The 15,014-nt window shown below is 67.8% G+C and carries 16 protein-coding genes; 8 read left to right on the top strand and 8 right to left on the bottom strand.

Going from position 1 to position 15,014, the window contains the following annotated elements:
- The first annotated feature begins 94 nt into the window (after positions 1-94).
- On the top strand, positions 95-529 hold the full coding sequence (locus tag J2848_RS17655; protein ID WP_246193937.1) for a hypothetical protein: 435 nt from the start codon (positions 95-97) through the stop codon (positions 527-529).
- Between the two features lie 97 nt (positions 530-626).
- The gene (locus J2848_RS17650) at positions 627-1,163 is read left to right on the top strand and encodes an HD domain-containing protein (protein ID WP_149232186.1); all 537 of its coding nucleotides are present in this window, start codon (positions 627-629) and stop codon (positions 1,161-1,163) included.
- 11 nt (positions 1,164-1,174) lie between these two features.
- On the opposite strand, the gene J2848_RS17645 is transcribed toward J2848_RS17650, so the two are convergent.
- Entirely contained in the window at positions 1,175-1,579 is a 405-nt protein-coding gene (locus tag J2848_RS17645) for a hypothetical protein (RefSeq protein ID WP_149232187.1), read from the bottom strand.
- Between the two features lie 337 nt (positions 1,580-1,916).
- On the opposite strand from J2848_RS17645, the gene J2848_RS17640 reads away from it, so the two are divergent.
- On the top strand, positions 1,917-2,414 hold the full coding sequence (locus J2848_RS17640; protein WP_246193938.1) for a nuclear transport factor 2 family protein: 498 nt from the start codon (positions 1,917-1,919) through the stop codon (positions 2,412-2,414).
- 68 nt (positions 2,415-2,482) lie between these two features.
- Here the strand turns inward: J2848_RS17640 and J2848_RS17635 are convergent, their stop codons facing one another.
- Together J2848_RS17635 and J2848_RS17630 are read right to left on the bottom strand one after the other, a co-directional pair.
- Positions 2,483-2,920, bottom strand: coding sequence for a hypothetical protein (locus J2848_RS17635; RefSeq protein WP_149232188.1), 438 nt, complete (start codon positions 2,918-2,920; stop codon positions 2,483-2,485).
- A gap of 78 nt (positions 2,921-2,998) precedes the next feature.
- Complete coding sequence (locus J2848_RS17630; protein ID WP_149232189.1) at positions 2,999-4,357, bottom strand: Nramp family divalent metal transporter; 1,359 nt, start codon at positions 4,355-4,357, stop codon at positions 2,999-3,001.
- 116 nt (positions 4,358-4,473) lie between these two features.
- Here J2848_RS17630 and mntR point away from each other — a divergent pair, with 116 nt between their 5' ends.
- The gene (mntR, locus tag J2848_RS17625) at positions 4,474-4,932 is read left to right on the top strand and encodes a manganese-binding transcriptional regulator MntR (RefSeq protein ID WP_246193939.1); all 459 of its coding nucleotides are present in this window, start codon (positions 4,474-4,476) and stop codon (positions 4,930-4,932) included.
- Between the two features lie 7 nt (positions 4,933-4,939).
- On the opposite strand, the gene J2848_RS17620 is transcribed toward mntR, so the two are convergent.
- Both J2848_RS17620 and J2848_RS17615 read right to left on the bottom strand, forming a co-directional pair.
- On the bottom strand, positions 4,940-5,572 hold the full coding sequence (locus J2848_RS17620) for a response regulator (RefSeq protein WP_149232190.1): 633 nt from the start codon (positions 5,570-5,572) through the stop codon (positions 4,940-4,942).
- The gene (locus tag J2848_RS17615; RefSeq protein ID WP_246193940.1) at positions 5,569-6,915 is read right to left on the bottom strand and encodes an ATP-binding protein; all 1,347 of its coding nucleotides are present in this window, start codon (positions 6,913-6,915) and stop codon (positions 5,569-5,571) included. The genes J2848_RS17620 and J2848_RS17615 overlap by 4 nt, the downstream gene beginning before the upstream one ends.
- Positions 6,916-7,391: 476 nt before the next feature.
- Between J2848_RS17615 and J2848_RS17610 the strand changes: the two genes are divergently transcribed.
- Positions 7,392-9,296, top strand: coding sequence for a methanol/ethanol family PQQ-dependent dehydrogenase (locus J2848_RS17610; RefSeq protein ID WP_211103170.1), 1,905 nt, complete (start codon positions 7,392-7,394; stop codon positions 9,294-9,296).
- Between the two features lie 73 nt (positions 9,297-9,369).
- A complete protein-coding gene (locus J2848_RS17605; RefSeq protein WP_149232191.1) occupies positions 9,370-10,056 on the top strand; it encodes a pentapeptide repeat-containing protein in 687 nt (228 codons plus the stop codon).
- A 16-nt stretch (positions 10,057-10,072) separates the two neighbouring features.
- On the opposite strand, the gene J2848_RS17600 is transcribed toward J2848_RS17605, so the two are convergent.
- Genes J2848_RS17600 through J2848_RS17590 form a run of 3 tightly spaced genes read right to left on the bottom strand, consistent with a single transcriptional unit; the run spans position 10,073 to position 12,624 of the window.
- On the bottom strand, positions 10,073-10,270 hold the full coding sequence (locus J2848_RS17600; RefSeq protein ID WP_149232192.1) for a hypothetical protein: 198 nt from the start codon (positions 10,268-10,270) through the stop codon (positions 10,073-10,075).
- A 3-nt stretch (positions 10,271-10,273) separates the two neighbouring features.
- A complete protein-coding gene (gene feoB, locus J2848_RS17595) occupies positions 10,274-12,208 on the bottom strand; it encodes a ferrous iron transporter B (protein WP_149232193.1) in 1,935 nt (644 codons plus the stop codon).
- A 35-nt stretch (positions 12,209-12,243) separates the two neighbouring features.
- The gene (locus tag J2848_RS17590; protein ID WP_211103171.1) at positions 12,244-12,624 is read right to left on the bottom strand and encodes a FeoA family protein; all 381 of its coding nucleotides are present in this window, start codon (positions 12,622-12,624) and stop codon (positions 12,244-12,246) included.
- A gap of 12 nt (positions 12,625-12,636) precedes the next feature.
- On the opposite strand from J2848_RS17590, the gene J2848_RS17585 reads away from it, so the two are divergent.
- Both J2848_RS17585 and J2848_RS17580 read left to right on the top strand, forming a co-directional pair.
- Entirely contained in the window at positions 12,637-13,074 is a 438-nt protein-coding gene (locus tag J2848_RS17585; protein ID WP_149232194.1) for a hypothetical protein, read from the top strand.
- A gap of 346 nt (positions 13,075-13,420) precedes the next feature.
- Complete coding sequence (locus J2848_RS17580) at positions 13,421-14,950, top strand: MFS transporter (RefSeq protein ID WP_246193966.1); 1,530 nt, start codon at positions 13,421-13,423, stop codon at positions 14,948-14,950.
- Positions 14,951-15,014 lie beyond the last annotated feature (64 nt).

The following is a 15,014-nucleotide window of genomic DNA, read 5'->3' as shown; positions in this document are numbered from 1 at the left end:
CGCCCTGTCGTTGCGGTGCAGCATGCTAAGGGAAAGGATGGGAGACGCGCCGGGATCGGCCCGTCCACGCCTCCCCCGAGGAGTGCCTTTTCCGATGCATCGCGATGTTTCGTCCCACCGCTGGTCCGTTGCCCCGGCCCAGCGTGCTCTCGACCACGAACCGCTCGACGCGAATGTTCGTGCCGCTTTCTCCCGGGTGGCCATCCGCCTGCGCGGCGAGGCCGACGCGCTCGCACGGCGCATGGCCGACATCGGTACCGTCGAACTGGTGGAACGGGAGGGTGGATTGCAGGTGCTCTACCGGTCCCGTCATGGCGAAGATGGAGGCGAAGGGCTCCATCGGCTGATCGGCGACTTCGACCTGCACCTGACGCATGACGGCCGGGTGGCGATCCACATGCGGATCCGCGGCGATGTGCCGCCGGCCGAGAGTCTGGACTTCGACCGCGCGACGGCGGAGCATTTCCGGAACCGGTTGCATGCGTTCGAGACCGGCTGTCGCCGCCTTCCCATCGCACGCGCCGCCTGAAGAGGTTCGGCCAAGCCCGGAGAACGGGCTTTCCTGCGGACTGTCGCCGCCGGGGCGGGCCAAGGCTTTCACCCGCCTGCGGCGCGGAGGAGAGAACATGTTCATGGACAAGGAACTGGTCGTCGCGGCGCTGCGTCATGCGGCGGAGCTGCATGACGGCACCTATCGGCCGGACCGGGCGCGCACGCCCTTCGTCTCGCACCTGTCGGAAACGGCGGAACTGGTGGCGCAGGCCGGCGGCACGCCTGCCGAGATCGCCGCGGCCTGGCTGCATGACGCGGTGGAGGACGGGCTGACCACCGTCGCCGATCTGGCCGCGCGGTTCGGTCAGGAGGTCGCCGATCTGGTCGCTGCGGTCAGCGACGCGCCGGAGGATGTCGGCAAGGCGATTGCCGAGCGCAAGGCGATCCAGGCCGCCCGCCTCGCCGCGGCACCGGCAGGAGCCAAGCGCATCAAGCTGGCCGAGCAGATCTCGATCCTGCAGGCGCTGGCGGTCGAACGCCCGCTGTCCTGGAGCGTCGAGCGGGCCGACGCCTATGTGGAAGGCTCCCGCCTCGTGGCCGAGGCCTGTGCCGCCGCCAGCCCGCTGCTGGCCGAACGCTACGCCGCCGCACTGGCCGGGGCGACGCATTGACGGTGTCGCGGTCAGAAGGCTGACGAGCGCCAGAGCCAGACCAGACCGGCGACCGCACCCGCCGCCAGCAGGACCAGCACCAGGATGATGGCGAGCGCGGTGCGGCGGTCCTTCGCCTCGCGCTGTTCGGCCTCCCGCCGCTTCTTCAGCAGATGTTGCTGTTCCGGACTGAGGAAGCGGCCGGCGGCGGCATCGGCCGTGGGCACGTAGCGCACCCGGCCGCGGCCCTTGGGCGCCTTGCCTACCGCCGCGGTTCCCCTGACCGACGTCGTCAGTCCGCCCTGGGCCAACCCGCCCTGGGCCAATCCACCTTTTGACGGCCGGCCCGTGTTGACCGGCTCCGTCGCCGCCCCGCGAACCGCCGTCGCCTGCCGGCCCTTGCGCTTGCGCGGCAGTTTCCGCCGTCTGGTCGCCATTCCCCTCTCCCCGCCTTCGAAGCCGTCACCGCGGCGGGGAGCATAGCCGCCCGGCCGGTCCGGCGCAGCCAATCACAAGATGATCTCCGGAAAGTCACATAAGCCCATGCGGATCGGGGCATGCCAATCCGAAATCCGCTGGGCCAAAAATCGCTGGGCCAAAAATCGCTGGGCCAAAAATCGCCGGGCCGAGTTCGAGCAAACCGCAACATCGGTCTGCGGCGAACCGGCGCACACCCCAATGGTTTGTGGCGCTGATGTGGATACTAGTATACTACTTCATGAACCCACCGGCGTTCCGAGGTGGGTATGACTGCAATCGATTGGGAGGGTCACCATGCTCAAGAAGACTGCTTTCAAATCCGGCCACATCCGCTCGCGCCGCGTTCTGCTTGCGACCGCCGCCGCCGGACTGGCGATGTCCGCCGCCATCGCACCGCTGAGCGGCGCTCTCGCCGCCGATGACGACCAGCAGCTGGTGGCGAAGGCGGTGAACGCGCTTCGCGACGCCATGCTGGCGGGCGACGGCGCCACGCTGCGGGCGATGACGATGGACCAGCTGACCTACGGCCATTCCAACAGCCGGCTGGAGGACAAGGCGGCCTTCGTCGCCAGCCTGGACGGCAAGAGCGCCTTCAAGGCGCTGGATCTCAGCGACCATGCGATCCAGGTGATCGGTGACATCGCGGTCGCCCGCCACACCTTCGATTCGGTGAACAACCTGGCCGACGGCAAGACCAACACCGCCCATATCAAGGTCCTGCAGGTCTGGAAGAAGGTCGACGGAACCTGGAAGCTGCTGGCCCGCCAAGCCTCTCCGCTTCCGGCCGCCTGATTTGGCTTCCGGCCGCCTCCCACCTGCAAAGGCGGGAGGCGGCAGGGCGTCGGTCACCATGCCGACAGCTAGCGCATGCAATTCCCGACGATCTGGTAGCAGAGCGTGGGATCGCGCCTGTCGTTGTAGCGGACGGCGGCGACCTGTCCGCCATGCAGCTCGAAGGTCGCTTCGCAGCTGTAGGTGCGGGACCATGTCGTCACGTCGGGCTGCCACAGCATCGGTCCGCGCGGGCCGAGCCAGGGGCTGGGCTCCCAATCGACGTCGCGATCGACCAGAGTCTGCCGGCGGGTATAGACCAGATACTCCGCATTGCCGGAAACGGCGGAGCGTTCCGGCACGCCGGCGCAGGACAGCAGATTGCCTTTGCTCATCCCGACCATCGCCTCGGGCGCACGCAGTGCCAGTTCGGCCTGCGGGTTCGCACAGGAGGCGGACAGCATGGCGACTGCGGCGAGAAGTCCCCCGCGCCAGACCCACGTCATCCGCTGACGGCCGATGGTCATGTCTGATCCTCCGCGGCGATGCACACCCGAACGGGACGGTCTTTCAGATAAAGCGTCCCGCCGGATGCACAACAGCGCTCAGCCCAGAATGGTGTCGTACAGCAGCTTCAGGTTCAGCACGACGATCAGCCCGGCGACGATCCAGGACAGCCCGGCGACCCAGCCGGGAACGGCGAAGCGCCCCATCTTGCCGCGGTCGGTGACGAAGCGGACCAGCGGGATGACCGCGAAGGGAAGCTGCATCGACAGCACGACCTGGCTGAACACCAGCAGCTGTGCCGTGCCGCTTTCGCCATAGAGCGCCGTCACCACCACCACCGGGATGATGGCGAGCCCGCGGGTCATCAGCCGGCGCGCCCAGTGCGGCAGGCGAAGCCGCAGGAACCCCTCCATCACGATCTGCCCGGCCAGCGTCGCCGTGACGGTGGAGTTGAGGCCCGAGGCCAGCAGCGCCACCGCGAAGAGGGTGGAGGCGATGCCGAGGCCGAGCAGCGGCGACAGCAGTTCGAACGCCTCGCCGATCTCCGCCACCTCGGTATGGCCGCTGCCGTGGAAGACGCTGGCCGCCAGGATCAGGATGGCGGCGTTGACGAACAGGGCCAGCATCAGGGCGATGGTGCTGTCGATGGTGGCCCAGGTGATGGCGTCGCGCCGACCCTCGTCGGTGCGCGGATAGGCGCGGGTCTGCACGATGGAGGAGTGGAGGTACAGGTTGTGCGGCATCACCGTGGCGCCCAGGATGCCGATGGCGACATAGAGCATGCCGGGGTTGGTCACCACCTGCGTCGTCGGCACGAAGCCGTGCAGCACGGCGGCGACCGGCGGAGCCGCGGCGATGATCTGCACCAGGAAGCAGCCGGCGATGACCGTCAGCAGGGCCACCACGAAGGCCTCCAGATAGCGGAAGCCGCGCTGCATCAGCAGCAGCACCAGGAAGGCGTCGAGCGCCGTAATCAGCGCGCCGCCGATCAACGGGATGCCGAACAGCAGGTTCAGCGCGATGGCGGTGCCGATCACCTCGGCAAGGTCGCAGGCGATGATCGCCGCCTCGCACGCCACCCACAGCATCAGGTTGACCGGACGGGGGTAATGGTCGCGGCAGGCCTGGGCCAGATCGCGTCCGGTGACGATGCCCAGCCGCGCCGCCAGCGATTGCAGCAGGATCGCCATCAGGTTCGACAGCATGATGACCGACAGCAGCGTGTAGCCGAACTGCGACCCGCCGGCGAGGTCGGTCGCCCAGTTGCCGGGGTCCATGTAGCCGACCGACACCATGTAGCCCGGCCCGGCGAAGGCCAGCAGCCGGCGCAGCCACAGGCCGCCCTGGGGCACCGGGACGGAGGCATGGACTTCCGGCAGGCTCGGCCGGATTTCCGCGCCCGGGCTGGAGTATCTCCAGGCGCTGTGGGGCGGCACGGCGGCTTCGGCTTGCGACATCGGCGTGACTCCCGACCGAACTTGCGAACTGGTATCAATCAAGTATGTACCGGGACAACGAGTATGCAAGATGCTATACTTTCCGGACCCGAACTTTTTTTCCGGGAGTGTGGGGCGTGACTGACAGAGGGGGCGGGGCCAGAGGAGCCGGGGCAGACCTGCCCGATGCCGAACTCCATGCCGAGGGCTTCCGCAAGACGCGGGAGGCCCAGCGCTCCGCCCTGGCCGAGGATTACGTGGAACTGATCGCCGACCTGATCGAAAACGGGCAGGAGGCGCGGCAGGTCGACATCGCCGCAAGGCTGGGGGTGGCGCAGCCGACCGTCGCCCGCATGCTGGACCGGCTGGCCGCCGACGGACTGGTCTATCGCAAACCCTACCGGGCGGTGTTCCTGACCGAATCCGGCCGGCGGATTGCCGAGGAAAGCCGGGAACGCCACCAGACGGTGGTGGCCTTCCTCCGTTCCCTCGGCGTCAGCGCCGACACGGCGCGCATCGACGCCGAGGGCATCGAACACCATGTCAGCGCCGAGACGCTGGACGCCTTCCGCCGCGCGCTGGCCAAGGCGGGCTGAGCCGCGGTCAATCGGCCAGACCGTTGTCGATGGCGATGCGGATCAGGGCGCGGGTGCTGTCGGCGCCCAGCTTGTCCTTGATCTGGGTGCAGGTGTTGGCCACCGTCTTCTGGCTGATCCCCAGCCGTTCCGCGACGGCCGCCGCGGTCAGCCCGCGTCCGACCAGGGCCAGGATCTCCCGTTCGCGCTGGGTCAGGGCGGCCAGCGGGTCGGATGGCGGCGACAGGGTCATCAACGCCAGGTCGCGGGCAAGCCCGCTGTCCAGATGGATGCGCCCGGCCAGCACCGTTCCAATCGCGGAAGCGAGACTGTCCGGTGCGTCGTTCTTGGTGACGTAGCCTCTGGCACCCGCCTTCAGCGCGCGGGCGGCGATGGCCGGATCCTCATGCATGCTGAAAATCAGGACAGGCACCGCCGGGCTTTCCTCCCGGATGGTGCGCAGCACCGCCATGCCGCCGCCGTCGCCCGGGATGTTGAGGTCGAGGACGACGACATCCGGCCGTTCCGCCCGCCACCGGTCAAGCGCGCTGCCGACATCCTCCGCCTCCACCACGCGGCCGAGCGCCGCTTCGGCCAGCAGGCGCTGGCAGCCGGCCCGGACGATGGGATGGTCGTCGACCAAAAGGATGGTGCGGGTCACGTCATGCGCTCCAATGCTGGCGGAGAGGATGGAGAGAGGGCCGGTCGCGGCAGGCGGGCCGACAGCCGGGTGCCGCCGCCTGCCGCCGCTCCGATCGACAGGATGCCGCCCAGGGTGCGGACCCGTTCCGCCATGCCGGAAATGCCGAAGCCGCCCTTTCCCGCTTCGTCACCCTCCGGCAGGCCGGGTCCGTCGTCGGTGACGATGATCTCCACCGTCTCCGGATCGATCCGCAGGCTGACGGCGATGGCCGACGGTTTGGCATGGCGAAAGGCGTTGACCAGCGATTCCTGCACCAGCCGGTAGACGGTCAGCCGCAGCACCTCGTCGCAGCCATCCAGATCCGCGGCTGCCGATGCCGGTTCGATGGCGAGGGTCAGGGCGATGTCGGGCTGGCGCCGCATCCAGTCGCCGGCCAGTTCGGCCAGAACCTCGCTCAGCGGCAACTGGTCCAGCAGGGCAGGGCGCAGGCGGGCAAGGATGCGGCGGCTCAACCGATGGACCTCCCCTGCGGTGTCCAGGATCTTGCCGGCACGCTCGGCTGCTTCCTTGGTGGCCTCGCCTTCGGCTCCACCGTCGCGCAGGCGCAGGATGCGGCCGGCATCGACCTTGATCGCGAAGAGGGCGGCGCCCAGCTCGTCATGGATTTCGCGGGCGATCTCCCGCCTTTCGGCATCCTGCGCTGCAACGATCCGCTGGCCGGCCTGCCGATTTTCGCACTCTGCCGCCGCCAGCCCGTTTGCCAGCGCAGCGATGCCTCTGCCGAGCCGGTCGAGTTCGGGAATGCCGCGGCCATCGAACGAAAAGGCGTAATCGCCGGCGCGCAGCCGTTCCACCCCGGCTTCCAGCCGCGACAGCGGCGCCAGGGCGCGCCCGACCGCCAGATGGGCCGCCCCCATCAGCAGCAGTCCGACCGCCAGCATCGCGGCGGCGAGATCGCTCATATCCTCCCAGACCTCGGCGATCTCGTCCCAGGGTTCGGCGATGATGCGCAGACCCACAGGCAGACCACCCGCACCCAGCCGCCGTTCCTGCACGTCTCCGCCGATCAGCGCAGCGAACCAGTCCGGTGCGCGTCGCTCCGCCGGCTCGGGCTTCGGCAAACCGTCGGCCCCGATGAAGCGCAGGTGGCGCAATCCCAGCCCGTTCAGCATAGCGATGCCGCCGGGAATGTCACCGCGCTCCGCCACCGCGAGACCGAGCGCGCCGCCCAGTTCCAGGGCGGAGGCCATCTCCGCGCGGACGGCGTCACGGGCGTTGGCGACCATCACCGCCCCGCCGGCGGTTGCCATCAGCAGCAGGAAAAGCCCGATCAGGGCCAGGATGCGCATCCGCAGCGACACCGTCGCTCTCCCCGCAATAAGACCATGGACGGAATGTTAGCTGATCCACCGGATCGGTCGCCATCCGCCCTTCGGACAATCGAACGGTGGGGCAGGTGCAGAATCTGGTCCGTTACCGCCGGTGAACGGGAAAAAGTCCCGCCTGGATCGGGATGTTGTCATGGCATTACGTCAAGAATTTCTTCCCCGGATTGTCGAATGGAACGACAATCCCGCCCGGTAGATTATTGAAACCGGCAAGACATGGTGCTGTGCGCCGGGCGGGATGCACAGACCGGCTTTGAAAAAGCGCCTGCCATTCAGAAAGCAACGGCCTTCTGTCGCGACATCGTCACGCTCGGCTCATCCCGGTTCCGTGGGCGGCATTGCCTCCCGCCGCCCACGGGAATGGGGGGTCGACGTGACGATATCGCCGGCACGGCTCTGCGAGCCGTGTTCGCAACCGCCGCTCCGCGGCCAATCATCGGGGGAAACGCATGACACTTTCGTCCTACAGCACGATGGCAGCCATTCCCGGCGACAAGCCGCACCATCGGTTCCGCAGGCCCCTTCTGGCCGGGATCGCCACGCTTTTCCTGGCTGTGGCCGCCGCCGGTCCGGCCCTCGCCTCCGACGTCACCTGGGATGCCATCGCCAACGATGCGAAGAATCCCGGCGACGTGCTGATGTACGGGATGGGGGTGGAGGGCAAGCGTTTCAGCCCGCTGAAGCAGATCAATACGGAAAGCGTGTCGCGTCTGGTCCCCGCCTGGTCCTTCTCCTTCGGCGACGAGAAGCAGCGCGGGCAGGAGACCCAGGCGCTGGTCCATGACGGGGTGATCTATGTCACCGGATCCTATTCCCGGATGTTCGCGCTGGACGCCAAGACCGGCAAGCGGCTGTGGAGCTATGCCCACCGGCTGCCCGACGACATCCGGCCCTGCTGCGACGTGGTCAACCGGGGCGCCGCGATCTATGGCGACAAGCTGTTCTTCGGCACGCTCGACGCTTCCATCGTCGCGCTGAACAAGGACACCGGCAAGGTCGTCTGGAAGAAGAAGTTCGCCGATCACAAGGTCGGCTACACCATGACCGGCGCCCCCACCGTGGTGAAGGACCAGAAGACCGGCAAGGTCCTGCTGATCCACGGCTCGTCGGGCGACGAGTTCGGCGTGGTCGGCCGGCTGTTCGCCCGCGATCCCGACACCGGCGACGAGATCTGGATGCGTCCGCTGGTCGAAGGCCACATGGGCCGGCTGAACGGCAAGGACAGCACGCCGACCGGCAGCGACAAGGCCCCGTCCTGGCCACGCGACAAGGACGGCAATCTGGTGGAGGCCTGGAACCATGGCGGCGGCGCGCCGTGGCAGAGCGCCACCTTCGACGTGGAGACCAACACCATCGTCATCGGCACCGGCAACCCGGCGCCGTGGAACGGCTGGGCGCGCTGGCCGGGAGACAGCCTCTACACCTCCGGCCAGGCTTATGTCGACCCGACCACCGGCGAGCTGAAGGGCTTCTACCAGCACACGCCGAACGACACCTGGGACTTCTCCGGCAACAACGAGCTGGTGCTGTTCGACTACACCGACGCGTCGGGCAAGACGGTGAAGGCGACGGCCCATGCCGACCGCAACGGCTTCTTCTACGTCACCGACCGCATCAAGCTGGCGACGGCCGGCGGCGAGGCCAACAAGCCGAACAGCGTGCTGGCGGCTTATCCTTTCGTCGACGGCATCACCTGGGCCAAAGGCATCGACCTGAAGACCGGCCGCCCGATCGAGAATGAGGGCCAGCGCCCGCCGCTGCCGGCCGAAGGCGAGAAGCGCGGCAAGCCGGTGGAGGTGTCGCCGCCGTTCCTGGGCGGCAAGAACTGGAACCCGATGTCCTACAGCGAGGACACCAAGCTGTTCTACATCGCCGCCAACCATTGGAAGGAGGATTACTGGACCGAGCATGTCGGCTACAACCCCGGCTCGGCCTATCTCGGCATGGGGTTCCGCATCCACAAGATGTTCGACGACCATGTCGGCAGCCTGCGGGCGCTGGACCCGAAGACCGGCAAGATCGTCTGGGAACACAAGGAGGAACTGCCGCTGTGGGCCGGCACGCTGGCGACCGCCGGCAATCTGGTCTTCACCGGCACCGGCGACGGCTTCGTCAAGGCCTTCGATGCCAAGTCCGGCCAGGAATTGTGGCGCTTCCAGACCGGGTCGGGGATCGTCTCCTCTCCCATCACCTGGGAACAGGACGGGGTGCAGTATGTCGGCATCACCACCGGCTATGGCGGTGCCGTGCCGCTGTGGGGCGGCGATCTGGCCGACCTGACCACCCGCGTGACCCAGGGCGGTTCCTTCTGGGTGTTCAAGCTGGCCGACGTGAAGGTGTCCAGCAGCAAGTGACCGGTTCCGGGAAGCCGGAGCATGGAGTGCCGGGGCGGTACAAGCCCCGGCGCCTTTCAACGGAGGCATCGCCATGACGTCACGTACCAGTTATCTGCCGCTCCCGAAGCTTTTGACCCTGAGTGCCTTGGCCTTCTGCCTCGCGGCACCTGTCCCTGCCACCCTGGCGGCGGAGATGGAGACGGCAGCCATCCCGGCGGGCACCCCGGCGGCCGTTGACGACCAGGCCGGACAGCCGGTCGGCGGCGGCGAGGAGGAGCGGGCGAGCGTCGTCGATGGCTGTACGCTCGGTCCCCGCATCGTCTGCCCCAATCTCGACCTGAGACACCGCAATTTGCGGGGCTTGTCGTTGGCCGGCGCCGATCTGCATGGGGCGAACCTGATGCGGGCCGACCTGCGCAAGGCGGACCTGCGTGGCGCGGATCTGACCGGCGCCATTCTGGACGGGGCCGACCTGCGCACCGCCTTCCTTCAGGGCGCCCGCCTGTCCGGCGCGCGGCTGCGCGGCGCCAATCTGGAATTCGCCCGTGCCACCGGGGCCGACTTCACCGGCAGCGACCTGACCGCCGCCAATCTGGAGGCGATCCGTGCCGACAAGATCAATCTCGCCGGTGCCAGCCTGGAGGGCGCCAATCTCCAGGAGGCGAAGATGGCCCTGTCCAACCTGTCCGGTGCGAACATGGACGGGGCCAAGCTGCGCTTTGCCATCTTCCAGGACTCGCTGATGACCGGTTGCCGTTCCTGCCCGACCGGCTGGTGACGGCACCGGGGGACCGTCAGCAGTGCCGGCCGCGTTTTGGCCCCGCCGCCTCACAGCCGCAGCAGCCCCCGCAGCCGCCGCCCGGCTGTGAGGGCACCGGCCGTCCGGCCAGCCGGCGCAGGCGGTTGCGCAAACCGGCCGGCAGCAGGATGGTCCAGGCGACCCAGGCGAAGGCGACAACGACGATCAGGCCGACGATGAAGCTTTCCGTCATGGCTCATCCTCCCAGCAGGGCGCTGGACACCCGGAAGGTGACGAAGGCGGCGCCATAGGCGAGTGCGGTCATGTAGGCGATCATCACCAGCATCCAGAACCAGCTGTTGGTCTCCCGCTTCACCACCGACAGGGTGGAGACGCATTGCGGGGCGAACACGAACCAGGCCAGCAGCGACAGCGCCGTCGGCAGGCTCCAGTCCGCCGCCAGAACCCCGGCCAGCGAACCGGACAACGCGTCCCCCGTCTCGCTCAGCGCATAGACGGTGCCGAGTGCGGCCACCGCCACCTCGCGTGCCGCCATGCCCGGCACCAGGGCGATCGCGATCTGCCAGGTGAAGCCGATGGGGGCGAGCAGCGGGGCCAGCGCATGGCCGAGCATTCCGGCGAAGCTGTGGTCGATGGCCGGTCCGCTCGCTCCGTCGGGTGCCGCCGGGAAGCTGCCGAGGAACCACAGCAGGATCATGATGGCGAAGATCACCGTGCCGGCCCGGGCCAGAAAGATGCGCGCCCGCTCCAGCAGCCCCAGCAGCATGTCGCGCGGGCTGGGCAGCCGGTAGGACGGCAGCTCCATCAGCAGCGGCTCGCGGGCACCCTTGAAGATCGTGCGCTTCAGCACGAAGGCGGCCGCCAGCGCCGACAGGATGCCGGCGGCGTAGAGGGTGAACATCACCAGCCCCTGCAAGCCGATCATGCCGCCGGCCACGGTCCGGTCGGGGACGAAGGCGGCGATGATCAGCGTATAGACCGGCAGCCGGGCCGAGCAGGTCATCAGTGGCGCGATCATGATCGTGGCCAGCCGGTCGGCCCGGTTCTCGATGGTGCGGGCCGCCATGATGCCGGGGACGGCGCAGGCGAAGCTCGACAGCAGCGGGATGAAGGCCCGGCCATGCAGCCCGACCCCGCCCATCAGCCGGTCGAGCAGGAAGGCTGCCCGCGCCATGTAGCCGGTCGATTCCAGCATCAGGATGAAGAAGAACAGCACCAGGATCTGCGGCAGGAAGATCACCACGCTGCCGACCCCGGCGATGATGCCGTCGGTCAGCAGGCTTTTCAGCAGGCCGTCGGGCAGGGCGGCTCCGGCGGCGGCCTGCACCCAGCCCAGCCCCTTGTCGATCATGTCCATCGGCACGGCGGCCCAGGCGAAGACCGCCTGGAACATCAGGAACAGCACCAGGAACAGGAAGGGCAGGCCAATGGCCGGATGCAGCAGCGCGGCATCGATGCGCCGGGTTGCGAGCGACGGCTTCCCGGCATCGCGCAGGGCCGCGGCCAGAATGCTCTCCACCTCCCGGTGGTAGGCGCGCAGGTCGTGGGCCGACGGTTCGCTCCAGCCGCAGGGGGAGCCATTAGGGGAGCCGCCAGGGGAGGGGGCAAGGTCGGCGGCCATCGCCCCCATGCTGCGGTCGATCTGGTTGAGCAGCCCGACCACGCCGGTGCGCCTGACCGCCACCGTCGGCACCACCGGGACGCCGAGCGCCGCCGACAGCGCCGCCGCGTCGACGCGGCAGCCGCGCGCCTCCGCCACGTCCATCATATTGAGCGCGAGGATGATCGGCCGGCCGAGCTTCTTCAACTCAAGCACCAGCCGCAGATGCAGGCGCAGGTTGGTGGCGTCGGCGACGCAGACCATCACGTCGGGCGGCGCCTCATGCTGGAAGCGGCCCAGCACGACGTCGCGCGTCACCTCCTCGTCGGGGGAGCGGGCACGCAGGCTGTAGGTTCCGGGAAGGTCGACGATCTGGACACGGGTGCCGGCGGGACTGAGAAATTCGCCGATCTTGCGTTCGACCGTCACGCCGGGATAGTTCGCCACCTTCTGGCGGGCGCCGGTCAGCGCGTTGAACAGGGCGGTCTTGCCGCAGTTGGGATTGCCGACCAGGGCGATGCGCGGCGGCACGCCCATGAAGGCCGGAGTGGATAAAATGGTATCGGTCATCGCGGAAACCTTTCCGCAGGAAGAGGAGGCGACGCTCAGCCGAGCGTCACCAGAACGGCGTGCGCCTCCGCCCGGCGCAGGGCCAGGGTGTGGTCGTTGATGCGCACGGCAAGCGGATCGGCGCCGGGGAACCCCTCATGCAGGATTTCCACGCGGGCACCTTCGATCAGGCCCATCTCGATCATGCGGCGTTCCAGTTCGCCAGGCGGCAGCGGGGTGGCGACGGCGGACTCGTCCAGACCGGTCACCACCGCGCGCTCGCCCTTGTGCAACGCGCCGAGACGGCATCCTTTGCCTGCGCGGGAGGGGGGATCGGCCGAACTGCCGGGCGCAAGGGCGGGCGGCGGGCCGGGAGTCCGGTGGGGGGCGGGGGAAGAGGCGGCGTCGCGAGCGGAGCCGGACAGCGGCGGAATCATGGGGAGACACCTATGGGCAGCACGCCGGGGAGGGCGCGCGGATCTGCGGCAGTGGATCTGCGGCAGTGGATCTGCGGCAGCGGATTTGTTGCAGTGGCCGCGATCCCCACAGTGGTGCGAATCATTGTCATTTGCGATGTGGCGAAGCGTCGCGGAACCTTGCCGTCGAATCTGGAGAGGCTCGGGGGTGGTGCGCGGTGCCGATCAGCCGGATGTTTTTTTATTTTTTCCTGGAAAAAAATTGTCGGCAGCCAGGGCTCCGGTCCCGCCCCGCTCCAACGTCATATGAAATTAAGGCAGCTTTTCAAATTCGATAATCGGCAGCTTGGCCTTTGCTGCAACGCAACCAAGGTATGTATTCAGAACGTCAAGATCGCGGTGGGCGTGGTGGTGGACGCCTGGCGGGTTGAAAACCGGCATGCCTCCCGTAGAGCACTCTACGAAATCTGATCATCCAGGCGTGTATCGCCGCATTTTTTAAAGTATTTTCAAGATCCGTGGCATCAACAAACTGCATATCCACGTATGATCCATGATAATGAAAGCTTTTATTTTCGGTGCAAATTCGATTTACCAATTCTTTGGAGTTAGCAACTAGCTTCCGAAGCACTTCCTTGCAGCGGTTGTGTGTCTGGAGCTAACAATGCAGCCAAATTCGGTCGCACGTCCGCGCGTGACTCTGCCAATTCTGACGATATCCAGCGTTATTCTGTTTTCTTGTCTGATTTGCGCAAAATTTTACGGAAACGCAGGTTCGGAGCCGGAGCTTTCTGTCGCGAAAGTTGCGTTGAGCGCAGTGCGCGACCATGTGGCGTTGATGGCGGCCTTGATTTCAGTGCTGTCGGTGGCCGCGGGCCTGCTGTGGCCTGCGGCTTTGCGCGTGGCCGGCGCCACGCCTCTGCGGGCGTTGGCGATGGTGGGGGCGGCAATGCTGGCCTTCTGCGCGGCAACCCTGCCGTGGCTCGTGGGGCTGCTGCCGGCCGAGGCGGTCCGCGGCTTCCTCTATGACGGGACCGTGCTGCTGGTCGTCTGTCTGCTCCTGGCGTTCGAAGGGGTGCTCCTGCTTGCCGCCCGGCCGCGCCGAAGGGACGGGGTGGCGGCTTCGGAGCCGGCATCGGCGGTCGGCGGCATGCGTGCCGCCCTGTTCCTGTTCATGCTGGCGGAGGAACTGTCGCGATCCTTCCTGCCGCTTTACACGCGCGACCTCTACACACCCGTTCCCGGCCTGTCGGAGACCCTGATGATGGGGCTGCCGATCGGGCTGTTCATGTTCCTGGTCGCCGTCTTCACGCCCTTCGCCGGCGCCTGGGCCGACCGGTTCGGCAGCCGCCGCACGCTGCTGCTCGGCACCTTGCCGGCGGTGGCGGGGTTTGCCGGGACGGCGATGGCTGGATCGCTGGCGGAGCTGCTGCTTTGGCGCGGCGCCTGCGCGCTCGGCTATGCGGTGATGTTCATCGGCGCCCAGGGCTTCGTCGCCCGTCATACCCCGGCGGACCGGCGTGCGCGCGGCATGGCGCAATTCGTCGCCGCGGTGATCGTCGCCGGCCTGTGCGGCGCGCCGCTGGGTGGCATCCTGGCCGATCAGTTCGGCTACCGTGCCACCTTCGTGGTCTCGGCGCTGCTGGCGCTGGCCGCAGCCGCAGCGGTGACGCTTCTTCCGGCCGATCCGGTGGAGCGGGTGCGGCGGCGGCCCTTCCATATGGGCGATGCGGCCGCACTGCTTGGCAATCCGCGGTTCCTGGCTCTGCTGATGTTCTCGTCGGTGCCGACGAAGCTGATGCTGACCGGCTACCTCTTCTATCTCGTCCCGGTCTCCCTCCATGCGGCCGGCGAGACGCCGGCCGGGATCGGCCGCCTGATGATGACCTATGGGCTGATCATCGTGCTGCTCGGCCCATGGGTGTCGAAGATGGCCGACCGGACCGGGCGCCATGCCCTGTTCGCCGGGCTTGGCGGGCTGATCGGCGGGGCCGGCACCCTGGCGATCCTGCACGAGCAGGGTGTCGCGGGAATCCTGATCGGCATCGCAGCACTCGGCATTGCCCATGCCTTCAACAATGCCACCCAACTGGCCCTGGTGCCGGAGATCTGCCGCGCCGACTGCGCCCGCATGGGCGAATCCAGCGTCTTCGCGGTCTATCGCCTGCTGGAACGTGGCGGTTCGGTGATCGGTCCGCTGCTGGCCGCGGCGCTCGCCGACCGTTTCGGGATTCAGGCCGCGCTGGTGGCGCTGGGCGTGATCGGCATGCTGTGCGGCACGGCCTTCTGCGTCGTCTTCCTGCTGACCCCTTCAACCGACCCGACGGCGGGGGAGGCCGCCCGATGACCGGCCCGGCAACCCCGCCCCGCCCATCACCCTGCGATGCGCCAAACACCCGCCTTGTCGCACC

This window comes from Azospirillum lipoferum (assembly GCF_024170005.1).
GTDB lineage: Bacteria > Pseudomonadota > Alphaproteobacteria > Azospirillales > Azospirillaceae > Azospirillum > Azospirillum lipoferum.
Note: the sequence above shows the minus strand (reverse complement) of the source record. Positions and strands in the feature narration are given on the sequence as shown.